Origin of the sequence: Alistipes senegalensis JC50, from assembly GCF_025145645.1 — a bacterium.
GTDB lineage: Bacteria > Bacteroidota > Bacteroidia > Bacteroidales > Rikenellaceae > Alistipes > Alistipes senegalensis.
Genome location: NZ_CP102252.1, coordinates 2,828,534 through 2,853,845, shown reverse-complemented (window position 1 = coordinate 2,853,845; position 25,312 = coordinate 2,828,534). Strand labels below are relative to the sequence as shown.

The window sequence follows — 25,312 nt, the reverse complement described above, 5'->3', positions numbered from 1 at the left end:
GCCTACCTTTGCCTGCGAAAGCATATCTCTTAAAAGGAGATTCGATCTCTCATCCCAGATCCTCTTCCGACAACGAATTTATAACCAACCGGTTCGCCTGATCCACGACGGCCGTATCCAGCGAAGCGAGATAAATCCTCGTGGTGGCCTCCGAATCGTGGCCCATGCTCTCGCTGATGACCGAAAGCGGGATATTCCGGCTGCGGGCGACGCTCGCCCACGTGTGGCGCGCGACGTACATGGTGAGCGGAACGGCCAGCCCCAGTTCCCGGCCGAGTTTCCGCAGGTTGCGGTTGATCAAGTGTCCGACATTCTTATACTGCCGGCGTTCGTCGGAGTCGCTGCGGACAAGAATCGGCAGCAGGTAGGCCGGATTTCCGTTGGGATAGCGCTCCACGATCTGCTGCATGCAGGGCTCCCAGCGGATCGAAAGCCGCTGCCCGGTCTTTTTCCGGCAGTAGGTGAGCATGCCGTTTTGCAGGTCCTCCCTTTTCAGGTAGGCCATGTCCACGAACGACATCCCGCGCAGGTAGAAACTCAGCAGGAACATGTTCCGGGCATAGTCCATCTGAGGGCGGGACGCCAGTTCCATGTCGCGGATTCGCCGGAGCGCATCGAGCGCCAGGGCCCGTTTCGCGGTCTTGGCGATGCCGGTGTAGACGTGTTTGAACGGATGCCGCTGCGTGCAGAAACCCTCCTCCACGGCCCGGTTGTACACCGCCCGCAGGATGCGGAGGTAGAAGGACGAGGTGTTTTTGCTCACGCCCGTCATTTTGAGATGCAGTTCATACGCGACCATGATCTCCGAGTCGATCTCCCCGAAACGCATGTCCCGTCCTTTTCGGAAACGGGTGAAGTTGCGCAGGGTCGTATCGTAGGTCTCGCAGGTCCGTATCCGTCCCTGCCGGCGCAGCCGGCCGATCATCTCCTTCATGAATCCGAACAGCGTATCGGCGCCCTCCGGGGCCGAATAATCCGCCAGAATGTCGGCGTACGTATAGGTTCTCAGCTCCTGCTCGTAAGAGGCGATGATCCGGTTCAGCCGGTCGGTATCCCCGGCGACGCGGTCTTGCAGCACGGCGAGGTAGTTTTTACGCCCTTCATCGGAGCCCGGCGGGATGAGAATGCCTCCCGAGCGTTCGTCCCACTCCGAGGGGAAGAGTTTATAGCCGGTGCGGATGCGGTGGGACCGGCGGTTGTGGATGATCCGGTAGAACAGAGTGCCCTCCTTGCCATCGACGGTCGAGGGCCGGAATTTAGGTTTTACGGTTGCCATATTGCTGTCACTTCTTTGATTATCCTGCAATAATACGGCAAGACGGATGCAAAACAAGCACGGTCGATGCGGAATCGGCCCGATACGCCCCGGGAATTGCAAATGCCGCCCGCGCCGGGAGGGACGATTCGTGAAAACGGCACGCGAAAATCGTAAATTTTTGATATGCGATCGACAAAAATACTCCGGGAATTACAGTTAATTTGCATACCAAACCAAAATACATCATCAAAAATGAATGCCATTAAAAGTATATTTCCGCAGCGGCTCGTGAAATCTCTGCTGACCGCAGGAATGTTTTGCATGGGAATCTCCGCCTGCGCCGACGACACCGCCGCCCCGGAAAAGTCGTTTTCCATAGCGGACATCGCGGAACTGGAGCGTTTCTACGACAGTTACGCCAACAAACGAATCGAGCTTCCGGGCAGCGGATACGAATCGGGCGACATCGTGCAGTTCATCGACACGGGCATTTCGCACAATACTTATACGATGCAATACGAACAGACCGGAGACGGTTTGCTCGTCACGCTGCCGGACAATCTGGCGAGCAGCGAATACGGCATATATATCGTGCGCGGAGGCATGAAATTCCTGTACGGCAAGAGCTATTTCGGACGTTTCGACAGCCGCCGGCTGACCGCCGGGAACCATCCCCGCCTGTTGATGGACTCCTCGGATTTCGAGACGCTGAAAGCCCAGCTGGCCGTCGCCGACCCGACATCGCTGCTGGCCCGCATGCACACCGAGTGCATGGTCGTGGCCGACGCATGGGGCATGTCGGACAGCGAACTGGCCTTCGAGCTCGACGCCTCGGGCAAACGCATTCTCACCGTCGCCCGGGAGGCTCTCCAACGCATTTTCACCTGCGCCTACGCCTACCGGATCACGGGCGACACGAAATATCTGGAACATGCGGAACGGGACATCAACACAGTCTGCGATTTCGAAAGCTGGAACGCGAAACGGCATTTCCTCGACGTTGCCGAGTTGTCGGTGGCCGTGGGACTGGGCTACGACTGGCTCTACCATGAATTGAAGCCCGAAACCCGGGCCAATGCCGAACGTGCATTGCAGGAGTACGCCTTCCAGCCCGCCGAGGACAAGGTCTGGAACCTCAATTTCTACGAGTCCGGCAGCAACTGGAATCAGGTCTGCAACTGCGGCATGGTCTGCGGGGCGCTGGCCATCTACGAAACCTGCCCCGCACGCGCCGCGGCGCTGATCGAGAAGAGCATCGACTCGAACCTCAACATCCTGCTGGAGATGTACGCCCCCGACGGCAACTACCCCGAAGGTTACAGCTACTGGGGCTACGGCACGACCTTCGAGTGCCTGATGATGGCGCTCCTGGACAGCACCGTGGGGACGGACAACGGACTGAGCACCTCCCCCGGCTTCTCCCGCACGGGGAACTACATGCTCCACATGATCGGCCGGAACGGCAGTTTCAACTACTCGGACAACGGCTCGGCCGCCTATACGGAGCTCCCGATGTGGTACTTCGCCGACAAACTCGGCGATGTCTCCCTGCTGCACTACGAGCTCCGCATGCTGGACATCCAGCCTCACCGCAGTTCGTGCGCCGAAAAGCGGCTGCTGCCGATGGTGATGCCGTTCGTCAGCCGGCTGAATCCGGGCACGGTGCCGCCGCCGTCGGACAAGGTATGGGCAGGCAACGGCAAAACCCCGGTCGTGCTGGTCCGCACCGGCTGGGCCTGGGACGAAACGGACCGTTTCCTGGGGCTGAAAGGCGGCAAAGCCTCCACGAGCCACGGTCACATGGATGCCGGTTCGTTCGTCTACGACGCTGAAAACGTACGCTGGGCCACGGATCTCGGCAGCGAAAACTACACGACCCTCGAAGTCAACATCGGCAACGGCCCGACATGGGACATGACGCAGAACTCCCTGCGGTGGGACGTATTCAAACTGAACAACCGGCAGCACAACACGCTGACGATAAACGACTCGAAACATCTGGTTGACGGCTTCGCCCCGATCGTGTCCGTCATCGACACCGAGACGGAACAGGGCGGGACGCTCAACCTGTCGCCGGTCTTCGCGGACGAGGCCGCCTCGGTGGTCCGGACGGGCAAAATCGTCAACAACGACTATCTGCTGATCATCGACGAGGTGACGGCCCGCGCCGACAAGGAGGCGCGAATCCGCTGGACGCTGGTGACGGAGACCGCGCCGACGGTCGAAGAGACGCGGATCGTGCTGACGGCGACCAACGGAAAGACGATGTTCCTCGCGGCCGAAGCCGGAGAGACGCCGGTCACTTACAGAAGTTTCCCCGACGAACCCTCGACCGATTATGAAACGCCGCTTCCGACCGTCAGCATCGTGGGCTACGAGGCGACGGTTCCGGCCGGACAGAGCGTGACGTTCCGGACGAAGCTGGCCCGGGAGCTGTGATCCGGCGCCCGCCCTCTTCGTCGAAAAACTTTCTCTTTCCTGAAAATCGGCATATTCCGTTCGGTTTCGTTATATTTGAGTACGATATCCGCCGATTTTCAATATCCGATTACGAATGGGAAACCTTTATCTTTCGAAAGCAGCAATCGTACTGTCCCTGCTGTGTTCGGGTCTGTTCCGCACGGAGGCGCAGGCCGGGCCGCAGCTCATCCGGCATCTGCCCAATCTGACGATCAACGGATTCGTGCAGGATCAGGTCGGGTACGTGTGGATCGCCACCAACAACGGGCTCTGCCGCTACAACGGCCAGGTGTACCGTTACTATCAGCACGAATCGGAAGAGCCCTATTCGCTTCCCGACAACCGGGTCCATGCCCTTCACGTCGATGACTCCGGCGTGTTGTGGATCGTCTCCGACAGCGGCATCAGCACCTACGATTCGGGGCACGACGGATTCGAGAGCGTCCTGCGCGGCAGCGGGCTGCACGGCATCGTTCCGCTGGGCTCCCGGATCGTCTGCTACGGCACGGGCGGCATGGTGCTCGTGGACGCCGCGGACCGCACGGTCCTGCAACGGAAACACGCTCCCCGCCACTGCCCCGCCGTGCTCGAATCCGACGGAAAAGAGCATCTGTGGGGCGGGCTGCCCGGCAAGCGCTCCGCACTCCTCCGCTACGACCGCGATCTGAACCTCTGCGACTCGGCCGCCCTGCCCCGCGCGACGGAATTCCGGAGCAGCTGCCGCGACACGCTCGGCCGCATCTGGTTCGGGTTGCAGCAGGGAATCTTCGTACTCGATCCCGAGACGCGTCAGGCCGCGGCCGACCCCGCCCTGACGCGCTGCGCGAACCGGATGTCCGGCCATTGCGTGACCATGCTCTTTCCGGATCGGTCCGGAACGGTCCACATCGGCACCCAGGGCAGCAACATCCACATGTTCAACGTCCCGAACGGCGTCGCCGAATACAACATCGCCTATCGGTTCCATCTGAGCCATACGAGCGATTTCCGGTGCGGGTTCAGCGACTCGGAGAACAACATCTGGATCGGCACGGGAGACCGGGGCTACGCGGTGAGGCACTCGCAGCGCAAGAACTTCAACTCCGCCTCCCGCCTTGCGCGGCTGACGCAGGGCAAATACATCAACGCCGTCTCCGCCCGGAAAGACGGCACGCTGTGGATCGGGAGCCGCTACAAGGGGCTGCTGGCCTACAATCCCGACGCTCCGGCGCTGTGGTACACCGTCTCGAACTGCGATTTCATGTCGCGGATCGCCAGCAACGGCATCGAATCACTGCATACGGGCTCGGACGAACGGCTGTGGATCAACATCAACGACCGCATCGTGGTCTGCACGACGGATCGCAGCCGCATCACCGGACACACGCTGCTGGCGGAGCGCGCCACGGTCAACCGGTTCTGCGAAGACTCCGGCAAACGGATGTGGGCCGCGACCGAAAAGGGCATTTTCGTATGGAAGGACGACGCTCCGGCGGGCCGGCTCTTCGCCGGCTGCGACGTGCAGGACATCATCCCGCTCGACGGCGACAGACTGCTGGCCGCCGTATCGGGCCGGGGCATCTTCACCGTCAGCACGCGCGATTTCAGCAGCAGCCTCTACCTCCAGCCGACCGACAGCATGACGGCCGGGGCGCTGCGCCGCCCGTCGTGCCTGCTGCGGAGAAGCGACGGCTCGCTGTGGATCGGCACCCGCTTCGACGGGGTCGTGCGCTACGATCCCCGGCAGGGTTTCCGCTCGTACACGCTCCACAGCGGAATGGCCAGCAACGAGATCTCCGACATGACCGAGGATGCCATCGGAAACGTATGGGTGAGCACCTCCTACGGACTCTCGCTCATTTCGCCCGCCTTCGAGCACGTCATCACCTACTTCCAGTCCGACCGGTTGCAGACCCAGCAGTTCTGCCCGCATTGCAGCCTCTCATCGCCGACGGCGCTCTACTTCGGCGGCAACACGGGACTGGCCCAGTTCTCGCCGCAGCGCATTCTGTCGAAGATCTCGCAGCAGCCCGTACCGCTGGTGCTCCGGGAGATCCGGGTCAACAGCGTGGCCCTGACGCCTTCGAAAACGGGCCCTCTGACGAAGCCGCTCAACGACACCGAACGCATCGTGCTCGGGCACAAGCAGCGCAACATCGACATCAGCTACGAGGCCGTGGCGTTCCTCTCGCCGGAGAAGATCCGTTTCGCCTACCGGCTGTGCGGCCGCAATGTCGATAACGAATGGCAATACGTCGAGAACCTGAGCATGGCCAACTACTCCCACCTGCCGGCAGGGCATTACGTCTTCGAACTGAAGGCGCGGAATCCGGACGGGTTCTGGAACGAGGAGCCGCGGCGGCTGGAGATCGTCGTCCGGCCCTCGCCGCTGCTGACGTGGTACGCCTTTCTCGTCTATGCGCTCGTCATAATCGGGGGCACGGGCTTCGCCAACCGGCTCTATCTGCACCGGAAGCGGCAGAAGATGGAACTGGAGCTGGCGCGCACGAAACTCAAAAGGGAGGAGGAGCTCACCAACATGAAGATCAACTTCTTCACGAACATCTCCCACGAACTGCGGACTCCCCTGTCGCTGATCTACGGCCCGGTCAACATGCTGCCGGGAGTGACCGACAAGAACTGGATGCGGGAGCTGATCGGCCTGATCAACTACAATGTCCAGAAACTGCTCGATCTGGTCGATCAGACGCTCGCGCTGAGCCGCATCGAAAACGACACGCTGCCCCTCTCGGTCTGCCGGCAGGACATTCTGCCCCACGTCCGGCGGCTGATGAACAGCTTCACCTGCTATGCCCGCGAGAAAGAGATCACGGTCGATCTGGATCTCCCTGCGGAACGGCTCGTCGTCGCCGTGGACATCGACAAGTTCGGCAAGATTCTGTCGAACCTGGTCTCCAACGCCCTGAAATACACCCCGAAGGAGGGGCACGTGGAGGTGCGCATCTCCCTCGAAACGGAACTCCCGGCGGCACTTGCGGAAGCGGTCCCGGCGGCGCAGTATCTGACGGTCAGCGTAACGGACAACGGCATCGGAATGAGCGAAGAGGATGTCTCCCGCATTTTCGAACGTTACAAACGGCTGACCCACAGCGAACGAAGCACGGCCGGCACGGGAATCGGGCTCCACTACGTCAAACAGCTGCTGCTGGTGCACAAGGGAAGCATCGCGGCGGAGGTGCGCCCCGAGGGCGGGATGCGTTTCACGTTCGCCATCCCCGTGGACGAATCGCTCTACGAGCTGACGGCCGAGCCGGCGACCCCGGCCGAATTCATCAACGGACTCGGCTCCGCCGCACCCATCGTCCCCGATTTCGCACCGGAACCGGACGGAGCGGAGGTCGGAACGCTCCCGAAAATCGTCATCGTCGAGGACAATTTGCAGCTGCTGTACTACTGCAAGATGATCTTCGCGCACCGCTTCCGCGTGCTGACGGCCGACAACGGCGCCGACGGGCTCACGCTGATCCACGACGAGATGCCGGACGTGGTGATCACCGATGTCCTGATGTCGCAGATGGACGGGTACGAACTCTGCCACCGCATCAAGCACGACCTGGCTCTGAGCCACATTCCGGTCGTCATTCTCACGGCCAAGATCTCCGACCAGGACAAAATCACGGGCTACCAGGAAGGGGCCGATGTCTATATGACCAAGCCGTTCAGTCCGGAGCTGTTGCAGACGGTCGTAGACAACCTCCTCACTTCGCGCAAACGGCTGCGCGACATGCTGCTTTCGCAGGCCCGCAGGCCGCAGGAGGCGGAACCGGAGAACGGGGAAATCCATCTGTCGGCCGCCGACAGGACCTTCATGGACAAGCTCTGCGGAATCATCGACGAGAACATTTCGGACAATTCGCTCAGCACCGACACCGTCTGTACGGCCATGTGCATGAGCCGCGCCAGCCTGTTCCGCAAGATCAAGTCGCTGACGGGCGTCTCCCTGAACCGCTTCATCCTGATCTACCGCCTGAACCGTGCGGCCGAGATGGTGCGCAGCCGCGAATACCGCTTCAACGAGATCGCCGACATGCTGGGATTCTCCACCCAATCGCACTTCTCCTACTGTTTCAAACAGCAATTCGGCATGTCGCCGAGGGAATACGCCTCCCGGTCGTAATTTCCGGCCCTGACATGCGCGTATTCGCGGTTTTACGAAACTTTTTAAGACTCCTTCGACAGAAAGTTCCGTCCGGGGCGAATAATTTTGCGATACGATAACAAATAAAAAACCTCCATGAAAAGATTTTTGAATTTCGCGGTTTTCGCCCTGATGTTCTGCTGGCATGCAGGCGCGCAGGAACCCCGGTCGCTCACCGGCACCGAGGCCGAAGGCTATCGCGGCATCTGGTTCACCATCGGGCAGGCCCGGTCGGGATTCGGCCCCAAATATTCGGGCGGCCTCGGCACCTATACGATGAAGCACATCCCGGTCGCCGTCTACGCGGCGGAGGCGGACAAGACCTTCTTCGTCTACGGCGGAACCCCGGCCGCCGACCGCAAATACCTGCTCTGCACGGTCGGCTGCTACGACCACAAGACGGGCATGCTGCGCCGCCCCGTCGTAGTCTGCGACAAGGGCGTGAACAACGTGCACGATCCGCACGACGACCCCACGATCCAGATCGACAAGGAGGGGTACGTCTGGATTTTCGTCGCCGGGCGCGGCAACACCCGCCCGGGCATCCGCTACCGCAGCCGGAAACCCTACGACATCTCCGCCTTCGACTACGTCAACGAGAGCATCATGGCCTATCCGCAGGTACATTACCACCCGGACGAAGGCTTCTTCCTCTTCTTCACGCGCTACGACGGCAAGCGGCGGCTCTTCTACCAGTCGAGCCCCGACGGCGTCGAGTGGACCGACTACCGATCCCTGGCCTCCATCATGGAGCCGGGCGAAACCAAATCGGGACACTACCAGTTCTCGACGCTCTGCGGCAAAAAGCTGATGTGCTGCTTCAACCGCCACATCGACGGCAACTGCGACACGCGGACGAACATCTATTACATTCAGTCGGAGGACTGGGGCCGGACGTGGACGACGGCGGACGGACGCCGGGTCGCGCTCCCCGTCACGCGCCGGAACGACATCTCGCTGATCCGGGATTTCCAGTCCGAACGCCGCAACTGCTACATCAAGGACATCAACTTCGGTTCCGACGGCAACCCCGTGATCCTCTATCTGACCAGCGACAACTACCTGACCGGCCCGGCCGGCGGGGTCCGAAGCTGGCAGACGGCCCACTGGGACGGCCGGCAGTGGCACTTCCGGGACCTGACGACCTCGACGCACTGCTACGACAGCGGCAGCATCTGGATCGACGACGACGATGTCTGGACCGTCATCGCTCCGACCGATGCCGGTCCTCAATACTGGGGCACGGGCGGCGAGATGGTGATGTGGCGCAGCCGCGACAAGGGCCAGAGCTGGCAACGGGTGCGGGCGCTGACCCACGACAGTCCGCGCAACCACTCCTACGCCCGGCGTCCGGTCCACGCGCATCCGGATTTCTACGCCTTCTGGGCCGACGGAGACCCCGACAACATGAGCATCTCCCGGCTCTATTTCTGCAACGAGCGCGGCGATCTGTTCCGGATGCCCTACACGATGCAGTCCGAGTGGCAGAAACCCGAACCGATACCCGGCGGCAGACCCCGCGACTGACCGCAGACGATCAAACCGTAAACGATTAACTTACAACCCAAAAAAACAGACCATGTACAGAAGAATTTTTTCCTTGCTGATGCTTACCGCTCTCTTCGCCGGCATCCCCCACGTATCCACAGCCGGCCGGAAAGCCGACATAGAGATCGCCAATCGCGTGGCGCAATGGCAGATCGACAACTTCGGCAAATACATCTCCTCGAAATCCGGCACGCGCCGCGACCAGAACTGGGTCAACGGAACCCTCTACCGCGGCATGGTGGTCTGGGGCGAGACCTCGGGCTACAAACCTTGCGAGGATTTCGTCATGGAGATCGGCCGCCGCACCGGCTGGAGCATGGACACCCGTCCGTATCATGCCGACGACATCTGCGTGGGGCAGGCTTACCTGCTGCTCTACGAGAAATACCGGGACCCGGCGATGCTGGCACCCGTGAAGGAGCGCGCCGATCTGGTGGTTGACCATCCGGCCAAAACGCAGCTCCACATCAAGGCCAAAGACGGGCAGAAGCGCTGGAGCTGGTGCGACGCGCTCTTCATGGCTCCCCCGGTCTACGCACAGCTGACCCGCATCACCGGCGACCCCAAGTACCTGAAATTCATGAATGCCGAATTTTACGCGACGACCAGCAAGCTCTACGATACGGAAGAGCGTCTCTTCTACCGCGATGCGAGCTTCATGGACATGCGCGAACCCAACGGCCGGAAAGTCTTCTGGAGCCGCGGCAACGGCTGGGTGTACGCCGGACTGGCGATCCTGCTGGAGACCGTTCCCGAGAACGATCCGTCGTACGACTTCTACCGGCGTCTGTTCCTCGAAATGACCGATGCGCTCCTCGCCTGCCAGGACGAAAACGGCTCCTGGCGCCCCAGCCTGCTCGATCCGGAGGTCTATCCGACGCCCGAGAACAGCGGATCGGCATTCTTCACCTACGGCCTGGCATGGGGCGTCAACCACGGAATCCTGAAAGGGAAGGTCTACCGCAAGGCCGCCAAACGGTCGTGGAAAACGCTCTGCTCCTATGTCCGCGAAGATGGCCGCATGGAGTACGTGCAGCCCGTAGGCGCCCGGCCCCGCATCACCAAGCCGGATCAGACCGAAGGCTACGGCGTCGGCGCCTTCCTGCTGGCCGCTTCGGAGATCGTGAAGATGTGATCCTCCGCAACGCCGCAGCGAAACCCATTCGGAATAACCAACCAAAACACCATAAGCCATGATTTCCCTGAAAACACGCATATCCCGATTGCTTCTGCTCGCAGCATGGGCCGCGGGCATGTCGATGAGTTCGTGCTCCTCCGACCCCGAGGTCGAGGCGGCCGATTCGGTGGAGGTCCGCAATCTTCAGGACGAGATCTGTTTCGCCTACGATTCCGAGGAGCCCCTGGCGTTCAGCATCGTCTCGAACAAGACCTGGTCCATCGCCAAAAGCAACCTCGACTGGCTCGAAGTGTCGCAGATGAACGGCGGCTCGAAATATCCGAGCACCGTGCTCCTCACCCCCTCGGTCAACGACGACCTGGAGCGCAGCGGCATACTGACCGTTTATGCCGGCGCCACCACCCGCCGGGTGACGATCGTGCAGGAGGCGTTCCCGATCGTTCCGGAAATTACGCTCCGTTCCGGGCTGCCGGACGACAAGACGCTGCGGTTCAGCTACACCGACGCCGCGCCCGTAACCTTCACGGTTTACAGCAACATCGCGTGGCAGGCTTCGACATCGGGCCTCGACGGCTGGGCCGAAGTCGCTCCGCTGGAGGGCGCACGCAAGCAGGAGACCGAGATCGTCGTAACCCCGACCCCGAACGAAGGCGACGAGCGCAGCGGTACGATCACGTTCACGGGCGAGGGGCTGGAAGAGCCGCTCGTGGTGAACGTCTCGCAGGAGGCCGTCGATCCGACGCCGCTGCTCATCGTCTCGGGGATCAAGGACGGGCAGGTCGCGTTCGCCAACGCGCCGGAAGCCCCCTTCACCTTCTCCGTTCAGTGCAACCGCCGCTGGGAGATCACCGGCGAGAATCTCGACTGGCTCACCGTCGAGCCCTCTTCGGGACGCAGCAGCCTGATTCCCGTGGAGGTCGCCCTCACGGCCCGCGACAACGAGCTCTACGAACCGCTCGAAGGCCGGCTGACCCTGCATGTCTACGACGACGCGATCGAAGACGTGACGATCACCGTCACGCAGGACGCCAACAAACGGCTGCTGGCTCAGTGGACGATGGACGACACGGTGCCCTGGAAGACCTACAATCCGAACTTCGCCGCGGACGGACGCATGAAAGCCGACCTGCCGGAGGGTACCGGAGCCGTCGCGGCCTGGCAGCAGGTCAACGCGACGGTCGGAGGCAACAGCTATACGGCCTCCTTCAAGATCAGCAACGACGGAACGGCGTACAGCTTCAACAAGATCTGGAACGACGACCACCTGCTGATCTACGTGCCCGTCGAGAACATGGGTGCCGGCGCACAGATCAACATCCGCTACTCCGTGGCCATGAACGGCTCGAAGATGCCCCGTTTCTGGGTCGTCGAATGGTCTGCCGGCGACGGTGTGTGGACACCCACCAGCATCTCGTCGTTCCCGTGGCTGGGCACGAGCGGCCAGAACTCGAAGAACATGTACTTCGACGCGACCTATGCGATGCCCAACGAGACGGCGGCTTTCAGCAGCCCCTACCGCTACATAGACATCAGCGAGACGGCGACGATCCCCGTTGACATCGAGAACGGCGCACTCTGGTTCCGCATCCGCTGCTCCGACGCGACCCACACCAGCTACTCGTCGAAAACAGAGCGCACCGAGGCCGAAGGTCCCTACAACGGCTGGATCTTCCTGAGCGGATACGGCCGCAGCAACACGGTTCCGGCCGAGAACGCGATCTCGATCTGGCAAATAAAATAACATTCATTGCAGAACCGCCGGCAGTCCGCAAGAGGGGGCTGCCGGCAGGTTCTCGATTTCCTACAAACCTAAAATACAACCGAGCATGAAAAATTTATCCACCGCTGTATTGTCGGGCGGATTGCGATGTCTGTGTATTGTTCTTTGCATGCTGCTGCTGTTGCCCGCCTCGGCCCAGCCATCGGCGGATTCGGGACGGAAAATTCGGGTCAGCGGTCGGGTCGTCGATTCCAAAGGCTTCGTGATCGCCGGGGCGACCGTTCTGGTGAAGAACGGATCAGCAGGCACGGTGTCCGACGCGCAGGGGAATTTCCAACTGACGGTTCCCCAGGGTGCGACGCTGCAAGTCTCGTTCCTGGGTTACGAATCCCGGGAGATCAGCGCGATAGGGGGGGGGAAACCCCTGACCGTAACGCTTGTCGAACAGACTCAGCAGGTCGATGATGTCGTCGTCGTAGGCTACGGCGTCCAGAAGAAGGAGAGCGTCCTGGGCGCCATCTCCCAGGTCGGCACCGACGAACTGGTCAATTCGGGAACGGCCAACATCACGCAGGCCATCACCGGCAAACTTTCGGGCATCACGAGCATTCAGACGAGCGGCCAGCCCGGCAACAACGACGTGCAGCTCTACGTGCGCGGCGTATCGAGCTGGAACGGCTCGGACCCCCTCGTGCTGGTTGACGGCATCGAGCGCAGCTTCTCGGACCTCGATCCGAACGAGGTGGCCACGATCTCGGTGCTGAAAGACGCCTCGGCGACGGCCGTGTTCGGAGCGAAGGGCGCCAACGGCGTCATCATCGTCACCACGCGCTCCGGAAACACCGGCAAACCCAAGATGAACATCTCGCTCTCCTACGGTCTGGATTTCCCGACGAACATCCCCGACCACGTCAGCTCCGCGAAAACCGCCGAGCTGCTGAACGTGGCGCTGAAAAACACGCAGAGCTTCGGATCGCTGATTCCCCAATGGCAGATCGACGAATACGCCCGTCCGTCGTCGAAGATCAACACGATCCGCTACCCCGACACCGACTGGTTCGACCTGACCATGCGCACATGCGCCCAGACGATCACGGCCAACTACAACGTTTCGGGCGGCTCGCAGCGCGTCAAATACTTCCTGTCGCTCGGCTACAACCACGAGGGTTCGATCTTCAAGGATTTCTCGGAGTGGACCGCAGCCAACTTCCGCTACGACCGCATCAACTACCGTTCGAACTTCGATTTCGACGTAACGAAGAGCACCCGGCTCTCCGTGAAGGTCGGCGGCGTGCTGAGCATCCGTCAGGCCCCCACGGGGGCTTCGGTCTCGGGGCTCTTCAACATGATGTATTCGGCCTCGCCGATGATGTTCCCGGCCTACTACCCCGCCTGGATGCTGGATATGGTCTCCGACCCGGACTACCCCGACGCCTCGGGAGAGCGGCTGGCCAGTTCGAAAGGCAGTTTCTACGGCAATGCCAAGACGACGCTCTCGACGGGCGACTACCAGCAGACGACGAGCAACAAACTCTATACGGACCTCGTTTTCGAGCAGAAACTCGACTTCATCACCAAGGGGCTCTCGCTGAAGGCCAACGTCTCGCTGAGCACCTACTATTCGCGTGTCTCCCAGGAGGCGAGCAGCGCGAACCCGATGTACTACATCGACTGGGACGCCTACGACTCGGGCGAGGGCAATCCATGGGTGCTGTCCACGCAAAGCGACTACGTGTACGAGCGCGATCCGTACTCCGTCACGACGGGAGTCATGCAGGACAACTACTATACGACCTTCTACTGGGAGGCGGCGCTCAACTACAACCGCACCTTCGGCGACCACACCGTGACGGCGCTGGCGCTCTTCAACCAGCGCGAGAACGCCAAGGTCGTGGATTTCCCCTACCACTCGCAGGGCCTCGTGGCGCGCGCCACCTACGACTACAAGCACAAATACCTCTTCGAGTGCAACATCGGCTACACCGGCTCAGAGCAGTTCTCGCCGAAGAACCGCTACGGCTTCTTCCCTTCGGTGGCCATAGGCTGGGTGCCCTCGCAGGAGCGTTTCTGGAAAGAGGCGATGCCCTGGTGGTCTAAGATGAAGATCCGCTACTCCGACGGTCTGGTCGGAAGCGACAGCGCGGCCGAACGCTGGCTCTACTACACGAGCTACGTCAGCGACAGCAGCGGCAACATCACCGAAGACAAGAGCGCCAACCTCGAAGCCCAATGGGAGGAGGCCCGCAAACGCGACCTGGGCATCGAGATGGGGTGGCTCGACAACCGGCTGACGCTCAACCTCGACCTCTTCGACGAGAAGCGCACGAACATGCTGGTGGAACCCAACGTCACGATGCTCGTCGGCACGCAGTACAAGGTCGTGAACCGGGGCAGCATGAAGAAGCACGGCATCGACATCGAACTGGGCTGGAACGACCGGACGAAATCGGGCTTCAACTACCACCTGACGGCCCTGCTGTCGCTCAACGAGAACCGCATCACCAACTACGAGGACGCACCCTACGCCCCCGACTATCAGAAAGTGGCCGGCAAAGCCTACATGGGGCAGACCGGCGGCATGAGCGTCGTGGATTCGGGGTACTATGAAAACGTCAACGACATCCACAACTACCCCGCCTACTCGGACAACTGGCTGTATGTCAATATCGGATCGTACAAATACCTGGACTATGCGGTCGATGGCTCCCTCAACTCGCAGGACCTGCACGCCATCGCCGGTAGCCAGTATCCGCCGGTCAGCTGCTCGTTCCGGGGCGGATTCGAATACAAGGGGCTCGAATTCAACATGCTGTGGACCGCCGACTTCGGCAAGTACGTCAACTACAACAACAGCTGGGAGATCGAGTTCACGAAGGGCGACTACCGCGCCTCCAAGTCGCAGCTCGACAACTGGAGCCCAACCAATCCCGATGCCAACCACGCCACGCTGGTCTTCGGCGGCTCGTCCGGCCACCCCATGTACTCGTGGGCCGGAACCACCGGCGCCGGCTCGACGATGATGCTCGAAGGCCGCACGTGGCGCAAGGCCGACTACATCAGTCTGAAAGAGGTCTATCTGGGCTACACGTTCCGCTCGAAACGGGTGCTGCAACGCGCCGGATTCCGCAACCTGAGCCTCTATCTGACGGGCACCAACCTGCTGACGCTCTCCGACCTGATCGAGGGCGACCCCAAGAGCACCACCTTCACCACGGGCTTCTACCCCATGATGACCAGCGTCAAACTGGGCGTAAAAATCGGATTCTAAGATTCTAACCAAGAAAAGAGCATGAAAAAAGCGATCATATCCATTCTTTCGACCCTCACGTTGAGCGTCTCGGGATGCAACTACCTGGACATCAACCCCGAGATGGGTCTCGACGAGGATCAGGTGTTCACCGTATGGGACAACTTCAAGTCCTACTACTACAATATCTACACGACACCGACGGGAATCCATTGTGCCTATCCGCTCTATCTCGACATGAACGCCCGCCGCTACACCTGGTATCAGTTCACCGATCTGAGCGACGCCGGCCGCCTGCTGCGCTGCCAGCAGATCAAGTCGGGGACGATGGGCGAGAACGCCGCGGAATTCACGACTTCGACGGCCGGACGGGCGATCTCCTATTCGATGTTCCGCATCATCCGCGTCTGCAACAAGTGCATCGAGAACATCGGCCGCGTGCAGAACGTCAAACAGGAGAACAAGGACGACCTGCTCGGACAAGCCTATTTCGTCCGCGCATACGCCCACTTCACGCTGTGCCGGATCTTCGGCGGCATGCCCTATCTCGACAAGGCGCTCGACGAGAACGACGAGTGGGACATGGCGCGTCTGACGGCCTGGGAAACCTATTCGCGGTGCGCCGAGGATTTCGACCGCGCCTACGAGTGCTTCGTCTCCGCCGGCAAGGTGCGCCGGGATGCCGCTCCCGGAACCGAAGGCCATCTGACGAGTTCCGACATGGCCTATCCCAACGGCGTGGCGGCCAAGGCGATGAAAGCCCGCGCACTGCTCTATGCGGCCAGCAAGCTGAACAACCTGCACGGCCAGAGCGACTGGGAGGATGCCGCCGAAGCCTGCGGCGAAGCCATCCGCATCGCCGAAGAGTACGGCTACGACCTGGTTCCGGGAAGCGAGTGGTCCAGCAACTTCTGGGGCGCCGCCTACACCAACGAACACATCTGGGCCTGGAACTACGGAAGCGGCAGCTACTACCAGACGGATGTCTGGTCGGCGGTCTTCGCCTATCCGCAGGCGAATTTCTCCAAATCCAGCGGAGAGTGCCCGACGCAGAACTGCGTCGATCTTTTCGAGACCGTCTGGGGCGACCCGCTGGAGACCGAGGCCGAGCGTCAGGAGGCGATCGCCCAGGGACACTACGACGAACAGGACCCCTACTCGAACCGCGACCCGCGTCTGGATCTGACGGTCGTCCACGACGGCAGCGTCGTGTCGATGTGTCCGACCGGGATCAACATCCACTACGACCCCTCGACGGGAACCTATCCGATGACGGTGATCAACAGCCAGTCGCGCCAGTTCGGAATCGCATGGGGCTCGATGGACAGCAAATCCACGGGATATTCGAATACGGGCTATTACATAAACAAGTGGTGGAACGGCGGTTACGGATCGGGCACCGCATCGAGGACCGAGCACACCGACCCGCTGATCCGCATGGCGGAGCTCTACCTCAACTACGCCGAAGCCGTGAACGAGGTATCCGGACCGCAGGGCACGGCCGGCGGCCTTTCGCTGACGGCGCTGGAGGCCGTGAACAAGGTGCGCAACCGGATAGGAATGCCCGACGTGCTCGACAAATTCACGGGCAGCGCACCGCTGCTGCGCGAACGCATCCGCAACGAACGCTGCGTCGAACTGGCCTTCGAAGGCCACCACTACTACCACGACATCCGCCGCTGGATGATCGCCCCGCAAAAGATGACCGCGACCCTGACGGGCATGTACATCGAAAAAACCGATGTCTCGGAACAGTATCCGAAAGGCCGCATCTACACGCGCCGTGCGATTCCGCAGAACCGGCAGTCATCGTGGAAGGATGCCATGTACTACATCCCGTTCCCCACGGAGGAGGCCAACAAGATGAAGAACTTTGTCAACAACGAAATTTGGTAGAACCACATCATGAAGAACACCTGCATATACCTATGGGGCATCCTGACGGTATGCGTCATCGGAACGATTCAAGGCGCTCCGCATCCGGAAGAGGCGGAAAACCGCGTCGCCGCGATGTCCGATTCCGCGATTCGGACGGACTCCGCGATTCGCGCCCGGCGCGTCCTGCGTATCTATCAGACTTTGGACATGCCTTTCGCCCGCACGCTCGACAAGCGCAGTTCGACGAGCAGCACCGCGGCCTATTACGAAAACGACCTGGACAAATATCCGTCAAACGACCTGCGCAACGCCTTCACAGGCGTCGTGGACGGACTGACGGTCACCGAGCGGAGCGGCATGCCGGGGCTGCACTACGGGGAGGAGTCGCTCCGCGGGTCGATCACCAGCCGGGGATTCACGCCGACGTTCGTCGTTGACGGCATGCCGATATACCTTTCGCAGCTGCAACTCGATCCCGAGGAGATCGAATCCATGACGTTCGTCCGCGACATCGCCGACAAGGCCCTCTTCGGATCGCGCGCCAGCGGCGGCGTAATCAACATCACCACCCGCCGCGGACATCCCGGCGAACGGCGCATCCGCGTGGGGTTCGAAAGCGGCGTGAGCGTGGTGGACCGCAGTCCCGAGTGGGTCAACGGCGTCGAATACGCGCAGCTGCAGAATCAGGCGCGCATCAACAGCGGATACGCGCCGCTCTACTCCAACGAAACGATCGAAGGGTTCACGCTCCGCGATGCGAACAGCCTCACGGCGCCGAACGCCGACTACCGCAGTCTGATGTTCAAGGACACGAAACCCTATTACAAGGCCAACGTCTCGTTCGACGGCGGATCGGAACGGCTCGCATACAGCACCTACCTGGGGTATGCCGGCGAAGGGGACATCTTCAAGGTCGGGAGCACGGCCGACTTCAACCGGCTGACCGTCCGCACGCACCTCAACGCCGCCATCACGCGGGACCTGAAGATCGACTTCGGATTCGCCGGCGGCCTGAGCTTCCGCCGCTCCCCGCGCTACGGCAACAGCGGAGCGGCTTCCGCCGCGGAGTTCGACAATGCGTTCGTCGGGGCCGTGCGCACGCCCGCGGTGGAATTTCCGCTGATCGTCTCGCGCGACGAGACGACCGGAAACGTCGTCTACGGCGTCAGCCAGAACTACGGAACCAACCCCTACGCCGCACTCACCGAAAACGGCTTCTTCACGGAGAAAGGACGGTCGGGCACCGTTGCGACCACACTGACCTACGATCTGCACGCCCTGCTCAAGGGGCTGAAGTTCCAGTCCTATGCGGCGCTCGACCTCTTCAACATGACCCGCATCGGCAAGAATCCCGACTACACGGCGGTGATCTACGACCAATCGACCGGTTCGACCATCAAGACCCCGCACGAAGGGGCGCAGGTCTCCGGCAAGTCCATCATGGGCAAATGGACCCATCAGGGGCTCTTCCTGCACGAAAAGCTGAGCTACGACTACCGGAACGACGACCACCGGGTCGGCGCGGCGGCGGTCTTCTATCTGGAGACGGTCGAGCGCTCGGGAAACTCCTACCGCGAACGCCAGCTGGCGCTGATCGGCTCTCTGGACTATGCGTTCCGGGAGAAGTATCTCTTTCAGGCCGTCGTGAACTACGCCGGTTCGTCGATGTTCCGGCCGGGGAAACGCTTCGGGGTTTTCCCATCGTTCGGCGTGGGCTGGGTCATATCCGAAGAGGGATTCATGCAGGACGTGAAATGGATCGACTACCTCAAGGTGCGCGGTCAGGCGGGCGTGATCGGCTACGACACGTTCGGCTCGCAGGACCTCTACGAGGACTACTACGTGAAAAGCAAGGGAATCAATTTCGGGTCTTACACGACGAATTACCAATGGCTGGGCTCCTCGAACCGCTACCAGTCCTACATCAATACCATCTCGCGGCTGGGCAATCCCGACCTGACCTGGGAGAAACGCAAGGAGATAACCGCGGGCATCGACGTGCTGCTGCTGCGGAAACGGCTCTCGCTGGAGGTCAACTACTTCAACACGAAGCGCGAGGGCATCATCACCAACATGAGTTCCGTACTGCCGAAACTCTACGGCATGGACGGCATCGGCACCTACGAGAATTACAACGACATCCGCTATCGGGGCTGGGAGGCCGCGCTCTACTGGTCCGACCGGATCGGCAAGGTGGAGTACACCGTAGGCGGCAGCATCTCGACGCTCAAGGGCAAATACCTGCGCTACTCCGAAAACGTGGTTTACGATTACCAGCGCGTCACGGGATCGGCGACGGGTTCCTACCGGGGCTATGTCTGCCTGGGCAAGTTCACCTCGCAGGAGGAGATCGACACCTCGCCCCGGCAGCTCTTCGACGACGAAGTGCAGGTCGGCGACCTGAAATACGCCGACCTGAACGATGACGGACTCATCGACAGCAACGACACGCGGGTGATCGGCAACACGACGCCCAAAGTGAACTACTCGGTGAGCATCAACCTGCGCTACCGGAATTTCGACCTGACGATCGTCGGAACGGGCCGGGCCGGATTCGACACGGCGCTGACCAACAGCTGGTATTGGAACGGCTGGGGAACCGACAACTATTCGACCTTCGTGCGCGACAACATCGGCGGCGACTATCCGCGCCTGGCCTACGTCAAGTCGAACAACAACTTCCAGAACTCCTCGTTCTGGCTGCGCGACGGCGGATACTTCAAGATTCAGAACGTCGAGCTGGGCTACAACCTCCGCTTCCGCAGCCAGTCGGTCTTCAAGGGGCTGCGCGTCTTCCTGCGCGGCGCCAATCTCTGCACCATCAGCGGAATCAAGGATGTCGATCCAGAAAACATCAACTCGGGAGTGACCGAGTATCCGCTCTACCGCACCTTCACGGCAGGGTTCAAACTCTCTTTCTAAATGTTTCCGATCATGAAAAATACAATTTGGGGGCTGACAGCCCTGCTGGCGCTGGCCGGATGCTCCGACTTCCTCGATCCGCTGCCCAACGGCCACTATACGGACGAAAATCTGAATGAATACCCCTCCATGATCCGCGGTTTCGTCGAAAAAAGCTACGACCTGCTGCCTACGGCCTACACGAAAGCGGAGTATCTCTATCTCGACGGTGCGACGGACGACCTGGTCATAACGGAGCGGAACCATGCGATGCGCAGCTTCGCCCTCGGCACCGGAACGCCCGCCAGCGACCCGTTCAAGACCTACTGGATACGCGACTACCAGGGCATCATGTATGTGAACAAGTTTCTGGACAACGATCTGGGCCTCACCACGCGCTATATGATCAACGAGGAGCAGAACAGGATGTTGCAGAAGAACCTGCAAGGCGACGCCTACGCCCTGCGGGCCTGGTGGCAGTACGACCTGCTGCGCAAATGGGGAGGCCGGGGCACCGACGGACGGCTGCTGGGATTCCCGATCGTCACCGAGGCCATAGATGTCTTCAACGCCGACGCCGGCTCGTTCGAACGCGCCACCTACGAGGAGTGCGTGAAGCAGATTCTCGACGACTGCGACCGGGCGCTCGAATACCTCCCGGAGGCCAACCGCGACTGGCTCACGACCAATACGAACCTCGAAGGGGCGATCCGCTGGCATCGTTTCGACCAGCTGTCCGTCAAAGCCTTGAAGGCGCTGGTCTACCTGCAATGGGCCTCTCCGGCGTTCAACCCCGACAACGACCTTTCGCGTTGGGAGAATGCGGCGAAATACGCCGCCGAAGTGATGGATTTCAAACTCACGCAGGACGGAGCCCACGGATTCGATCCCGCAGCGGCGTTCGCCTGGACCGATCCCAACAGTCCCGAGATCATCTGGTCGTCCGACTATTCGAAAGGCAGCACGCTGGAGAAGCTCTTCTACCCGGCCGGATTTCTCGGGACCGGCAGCCTGGGCCCCACCCAGGAGCTGGTCGATGCCTTCCCGGCGGCCAACGGCTATCCGATCGACCATCCCCTGTCGAATTACGATCCGCTCCGGCCCTATGCCGACCGGGATTCGCGCTTTTACAGCGCTATATTCCATAACGGGGCGGATGTCTGCCGTGTCGGCAACGGCGAAGTGATGTACACCTTCGACACCTCGGTCGGCGGACGCGACGAGGCCGGAGGCATCAACAATTCGATGACCAACTACTACATCCGCAAGTACCTCTACCTGGGGTGGAACGGCAACGACGAGTCGATCCAGACCATGCCCAAGTCGATCTTCTTCATCCGCTGGGCTCAGATGTGCCTCACGTTCGCCGAGGCGGCCAACCGGGTGTCGGGCCCGATGACGGAACTCTACGGCTACACCCCCAAGCAGGTCCTCGCCTATCTGCGAAGCCGCCCCACCAACGACGGAATGCCGGGCGTCGGGGCGACGGCGGACCCCTATCTCGACGAATGCGCCGCCGCGGGCCCCGAGGAGTTCGAGAAGCTCGTGCGCAACGAACGCCGCATCGAACTCTGCTTCGAGGGGCAGCGTTTCTACGACCTGCGCCGCTGGGCGACGGACGCCACCGCACTGAACGGCTCGGTGAGCAAGCCGGTCATCTCCGCCGCGCAGATCAACCGCGTCGAGGTCGAAAAGCGCAGCTACCAATCATTATGGGTGCCCATCCCCTACACGGAGATGATCCGCATGGAAAAGATGGTGCAGAACGAAGGATGGTCCAACTGGGAATAAAAAACAACGCATTATGAAAAATAGAATTGCAGCGCTGCCGCTCCTGCTCGCACTCTTCTGCTCGGGCTGTTACGACGATTATGTCGAGGATTACGACCACAGCGGCGTCTATGTCGCCTATCAGTACGATCTGCGCTCGTTCATCGTGGGCGAGGAGATGTCGTTCGAGATCGGTTCGGTACTCGGAGGCGTGATAGAGAACGAACGCGACCGTTCGGTCTACTACGTCCTCGACGACGATCTGGTCGATGGCGACCTCTCGCCTTACAGCGGAGCCGCATCGCCGTTCACGGCATGGCAGGCGATGAGCGGAGCCGTCACGGTCTCCGGCATCAGCCAGTCCTATGTCACCGAGGCCGTAAAAGCGAGCGGCATCGGCCGGCTGACGCCGCTGCCGCGGGAGTATTTTACGGTCAGCGACGACCGGAAGATCTCGATTCCGCGCGGCCGGCATACGGGCACGGTCACCGTAACGGCTGATCCGGAGGCTCTGCTCGCAGATCCGAACATGAGCCACGATCCGTACTACGCCATCGGATTCCGCCTCACGAGCGCCGATGCCGACACCGTGCTGATCGCCAAATCCTATCAGGTAGTCGCCGTGCGCTATGAAAACATGCTTTTCGGGCACTACTACCACGGCGGAAAGATGCACACGGTCAATGCGGCAGGACAGATAACGGCGACCAAGGTCTATCCGACGACGATCCCGAGTCAGGAGGGCACCCACGCCGTCTATACGCTGACCACGGTGGCTCCCGACGCCGTGGAAACGGACTACATCGGAAACGGCACCAAACAGGGATCGCTGCGGCTGACGCTCGACGGGGATAAAGTCACGGTCTCGTCGTCTTCGATCTCCGTCGAGGATCTGGGGTCCGGTTACAACCGGGCCCGCCTGCTCCAGGACCGCAAGATCTTCCTGCACTACCGCTATCCCAACGGGGACGGAACCTCGACGGAGGTGATTGACACGCTGACGTTCCGCAACCGCATGCACGACGGCGTGAACGAATGGCAGGACAGCGACCCCGCCCATTACGATTGACCGGCGGATCATGAAACGCTTTCTGACATACGCCGCTCTGCTCGCCTGTTCCGCCGTTCATGCCGGCACCGGGTCCCTGGACGCCCTCCGTGCGGCGTTCGTCCGGGCCTCGACAGCATCGTACGCCCCCGACAGGCAGCTCGCGGAACGCTTCATCGAGTGCTCGGACAGCGGCCGCGCCAACGACGTGCTGCTGTTGCAGCTCTACATGTCCGTACATCTTCCGGCGGAGGAGGTACGGCGTCTGCTCGGCCTGATCGACGAGCAGGGGCGCTGGAGCGACATCGACTACGCGGACCGCACCCGCGGACGCTGGCAGCCGACGCTCCACCTGACGCGGCTCTACGCCCTGGCCAAACTCTGGGCGGACCCCGGTTCGGAGAGCTACCGCAGCCAGCGGTTGCGCGACGTGCTCCATGCCGGCATCGGGCTCTGGCTGCGGATTGACCCCCGGTGTCCGAACTGGTGGCACAACGAAATCGGCGTTCCGAAAAAGCTGACCGCCATTCTGTTGATGCTCGGCGACGAAGCGACCCCCGAAGAGATCGCAGGAGGACTGCGGATTCTGAAACGGTCGCAGTTCGGACGCACCGGCCAGAACAAGGTCTGGCTCGCAGGCAACAACCTCATGAAGGGGTTGCTGACCGACGACGGGGAGCTGGTGCAGCGGGCCCGCGACGCTATCGCCGAGGAGATCCGGCTCACCACGGGCGAAGGCATCCAGCCGGACTGGTCGTTCCACCAGCACGGTCCGCAAATTCAGTTCGGCAACTACGGACTGGCCTACGCCGAGAGCATCTCGTTCTGGTTCCGGGTGCTGGAGGGTTCGCCCTATGCCTTCCCGGCGGAGCAGTACGACATCGTGCGGAGGCTGCTGACCGACGGCATCTGCCGAAGCGTCTGGCAGGGCACGATGGACCCGAGCTTCTGCGGCCGTCAGGTCTTCATCGACGCCGGACGGGGCAAAGCGCTGTCGCTGGCCGTAACGGCCCGGAACATGGCGGCGACGGGGCGTCCCGGAAGCCGGGAGTTCGCCCGCATCGCAAAGCGGAATCTCCGGCCGGGAAGCCGGGAGGCTGCGGGCAGCAGCTACTACTGGCGTTCGGACTGCGGCATCCACCGTTCGAAACGATGGTACGCCTCCGTGCGGATGCACTCCGAACGCACGGTCGGATTCGAGATGACCAACCGGGAGAACCTGTTGGCGAATTTCTCGGCCGACGGTGCGCTGCTGACCATGCAACACGGGGCGGAATACGAGAATATTTTCGCCTGCTGGGACTGGCGGCGCATCCCGGGAACCACGGCCTACGACGACGGTGCTCCGATCAAGTGCAGCGACGACGCCGACGAAAAGCGGAACCGCTCCCGGTGGGTCGGCGGTCTGGCCGCCGACGGCCTGCTCTGCACGACGATGGAGCTGCGGCGCGACAGCCTCCGGGCCGTCAAATCGAACTTCCTGTTCGAAGAGATCGTCGTGGCGGTGGGCGCCGGCATCCGGAACGACGCGCCGCCGCGGGAGCTCTTCACGACGCTGGAACAGAACCGGCTGCGCGGCGAGGTCGTCGCGGGAACCTCCGGCGGCAGGCTCAGTATTCCGGAGGAGCGACCGACCGGGCGCAGTTTCCGGCCGGGAGAGGTGCAGTGGATTCACCACGACGGACGCGGCTATCTCCTGCTCGACGAACAGGAGGTGCGGCTCTCGACCGCCATGCAACACGGCAAATGGGACCCGATCGACCCCTTCTACCGCGACCGCGCGGACTCGGCCCGGATCTTCAAATGCTGGGTGGAGCACCGCTGCGACACGGCCGGCAGCTATGCCTATGCGATCCTGCCCTGCCGGAATGCGAAGCAGACGGCGCGCACGGCAGCCAAACGCCCGGTGGAGCTCCTGCGCAACGACGACGCCTGCCAGGCCGTGAAATACGGCCGCACGGTCTGCGCGGTGTTCCGCAGGCCCGGGAGCGTCGGGGCCGGAGGACTGACGCTCCGCGTCGATGCCCCCGCCGTCGTAGCGATCGACCTGCGCACGAAACGCATTGCGGCCTCCTCGCCGTGCGCGTCCGCGCTGAACGTATCGCTGTCGGACGGAAAAAGGCGGCGCACGGCCAGCCTCAGCCTTCCGGACGGCGACGCCATGCAGGGCGCGACCGTATGCGGACGATTGAAATAACAAAAAACC

13 protein-coding genes are annotated in these 25,312 nt (G+C 61.6%); 11 read left to right on the top strand and 2 right to left on the bottom strand.

Features of this window, described 5'->3' with window-relative positions; genetic code table 11:
- Positions 1-49: 49 nt before the first annotated feature.
- Both NQ519_RS11425 and NQ519_RS11420 read right to left on the bottom strand, forming a co-directional pair.
- Complete coding sequence (locus NQ519_RS11425) at positions 50-1,276, bottom strand: site-specific integrase (RefSeq protein WP_019151026.1); 1,227 nt, start codon at positions 1,274-1,276, stop codon at positions 50-52.
- Positions 1,264-1,521 (bottom strand): hypothetical protein, encoded by a 258-nt coding sequence (locus NQ519_RS11420; protein WP_129651800.1) that lies wholly within the window; start codon positions 1,519-1,521, stop codon positions 1,264-1,266. Before NQ519_RS11420 ends, NQ519_RS11425 begins: the two co-directional genes overlap by 13 nt.
- Between NQ519_RS11420 and NQ519_RS11415 the strand changes: the two genes are divergently transcribed.
- The 11 genes from NQ519_RS11415 (at position 1,511) to NQ519_RS11365 (ending at position 25,303) form a co-directional block, all read left to right on the top strand.
- A complete protein-coding gene (locus NQ519_RS11415) occupies positions 1,511-3,697 on the top strand; it encodes a heparinase II/III domain-containing protein (RefSeq protein WP_019151027.1) in 2,187 nt (728 codons plus the stop codon). The genes NQ519_RS11420 and NQ519_RS11415 overlap by 11 nt on opposite strands.
- 115 nt (positions 3,698-3,812) lie before the next feature.
- Positions 3,813-7,835: a hybrid sensor histidine kinase/response regulator transcription factor gene (locus tag NQ519_RS11410; RefSeq protein ID WP_227901115.1), complete on the top strand. Its 4,023-nt coding sequence runs from the start codon at positions 3,813-3,815 to the stop codon at positions 7,833-7,835.
- A 117-nt stretch (positions 7,836-7,952) separates the two neighbouring features.
- Complete coding sequence (locus NQ519_RS11405; RefSeq protein ID WP_019151029.1) at positions 7,953-9,383, top strand: BNR-4 repeat-containing protein; 1,431 nt, start codon at positions 7,953-7,955, stop codon at positions 9,381-9,383.
- 52 nt (positions 9,384-9,435) lie between these two features.
- On the top strand, positions 9,436-10,539 hold the full coding sequence (locus NQ519_RS11400; RefSeq protein ID WP_044118752.1) for a glycoside hydrolase family 88/105 protein: 1,104 nt from the start codon (positions 9,436-9,438) through the stop codon (positions 10,537-10,539).
- A 58-nt stretch (positions 10,540-10,597) separates the two neighbouring features.
- Positions 10,598-12,283 carry a BACON domain-containing protein gene (locus tag NQ519_RS11395; protein WP_083871073.1) on the top strand — a complete coding sequence of 562 codons (1,686 nt, stop codon included), beginning with the start codon at positions 10,598-10,600 and terminating at the stop codon, positions 12,281-12,283.
- A 148-nt stretch (positions 12,284-12,431) separates the two neighbouring features.
- On the top strand, positions 12,432-15,530 hold the full coding sequence (locus NQ519_RS11390; protein WP_227901116.1) for a SusC/RagA family TonB-linked outer membrane protein: 3,099 nt from the start codon (positions 12,432-12,434) through the stop codon (positions 15,528-15,530).
- A gap of 21 nt (positions 15,531-15,551) precedes the next feature.
- The gene (locus tag NQ519_RS11385) at positions 15,552-17,405 is read left to right on the top strand and encodes a RagB/SusD family nutrient uptake outer membrane protein (protein ID WP_019151035.1); all 1,854 of its coding nucleotides are present in this window, start codon (positions 15,552-15,554) and stop codon (positions 17,403-17,405) included.
- A 9-nt stretch (positions 17,406-17,414) separates the two neighbouring features.
- Complete coding sequence (locus NQ519_RS11380; RefSeq protein WP_019151036.1) at positions 17,415-20,309, top strand: SusC/RagA family TonB-linked outer membrane protein; 2,895 nt, start codon at positions 17,415-17,417, stop codon at positions 20,307-20,309.
- Between the two features lie 12 nt (positions 20,310-20,321).
- Positions 20,322-22,079, top strand: a complete 1,758-nt coding sequence (locus NQ519_RS11375) for a RagB/SusD family nutrient uptake outer membrane protein (RefSeq protein ID WP_026076588.1) — start codon at positions 20,322-20,324, stop codon at positions 22,077-22,079.
- Between the two features lie 13 nt (positions 22,080-22,092).
- On the top strand, positions 22,093-23,127 hold the full coding sequence (locus NQ519_RS11370) for a DUF1735 domain-containing protein (protein ID WP_019151038.1): 1,035 nt from the start codon (positions 22,093-22,095) through the stop codon (positions 23,125-23,127).
- Between the two features lie 10 nt (positions 23,128-23,137).
- Positions 23,138-25,303, top strand: a complete 2,166-nt coding sequence (locus tag NQ519_RS11365; protein ID WP_019151039.1) for a polysaccharide lyase family 8 super-sandwich domain-containing protein — start codon at positions 23,138-23,140, stop codon at positions 25,301-25,303.
- Positions 25,304-25,312 lie beyond the last annotated feature (9 nt).

Bases quoted from the DNA above. Each gene is read 5' to 3' on its own strand.
- NQ519_RS11425 (WP_019151026.1), bottom strand. From the start codon at position 1,276: ATGGCAACCGTAAAACCTAAATTCCGGCCCTCGACCGTCGATGGCAAG.
- NQ519_RS11415 (WP_019151027.1), top strand. From the start codon at position 1,511: ATGAATGCCATTAAAAGTATATTTCCGCAGCGGCTCGTGAAATCTCTG.
- NQ519_RS11420 (WP_129651800.1), bottom strand. From the start codon at position 1,521: ATGGCATTCATTTTTGATGATGTATTTTGGTTTGGTATGCAAATTAAC.
- NQ519_RS11410 (WP_227901115.1), top strand. From the start codon at position 3,813: ATGGGAAACCTTTATCTTTCGAAAGCAGCAATCGTACTGTCCCTGCTG.
- NQ519_RS11405 (WP_019151029.1), top strand. From the start codon at position 7,953: ATGAAAAGATTTTTGAATTTCGCGGTTTTCGCCCTGATGTTCTGCTGG.
- NQ519_RS11400 (WP_044118752.1), top strand. From the start codon at position 9,436: ATGTACAGAAGAATTTTTTCCTTGCTGATGCTTACCGCTCTCTTCGCC.
- NQ519_RS11395 (WP_083871073.1), top strand. From the start codon at position 10,598: ATGATTTCCCTGAAAACACGCATATCCCGATTGCTTCTGCTCGCAGCA.
- NQ519_RS11390 (WP_227901116.1), top strand. From the start codon at position 12,432: ATGCTGCTGCTGTTGCCCGCCTCGGCCCAGCCATCGGCGGATTCGGGA.
- NQ519_RS11385 (WP_019151035.1), top strand. From the start codon at position 15,552: ATGAAAAAAGCGATCATATCCATTCTTTCGACCCTCACGTTGAGCGTC.
- NQ519_RS11380 (WP_019151036.1), top strand. From the start codon at position 17,415: ATGAAGAACACCTGCATATACCTATGGGGCATCCTGACGGTATGCGTC.
- NQ519_RS11375 (WP_026076588.1), top strand. From the start codon at position 20,322: ATGAAAAATACAATTTGGGGGCTGACAGCCCTGCTGGCGCTGGCCGGA.
- NQ519_RS11370 (WP_019151038.1), top strand. From the start codon at position 22,093: ATGAAAAATAGAATTGCAGCGCTGCCGCTCCTGCTCGCACTCTTCTGC.
- NQ519_RS11365 (WP_019151039.1), top strand. From the start codon at position 23,138: ATGAAACGCTTTCTGACATACGCCGCTCTGCTCGCCTGTTCCGCCGTT.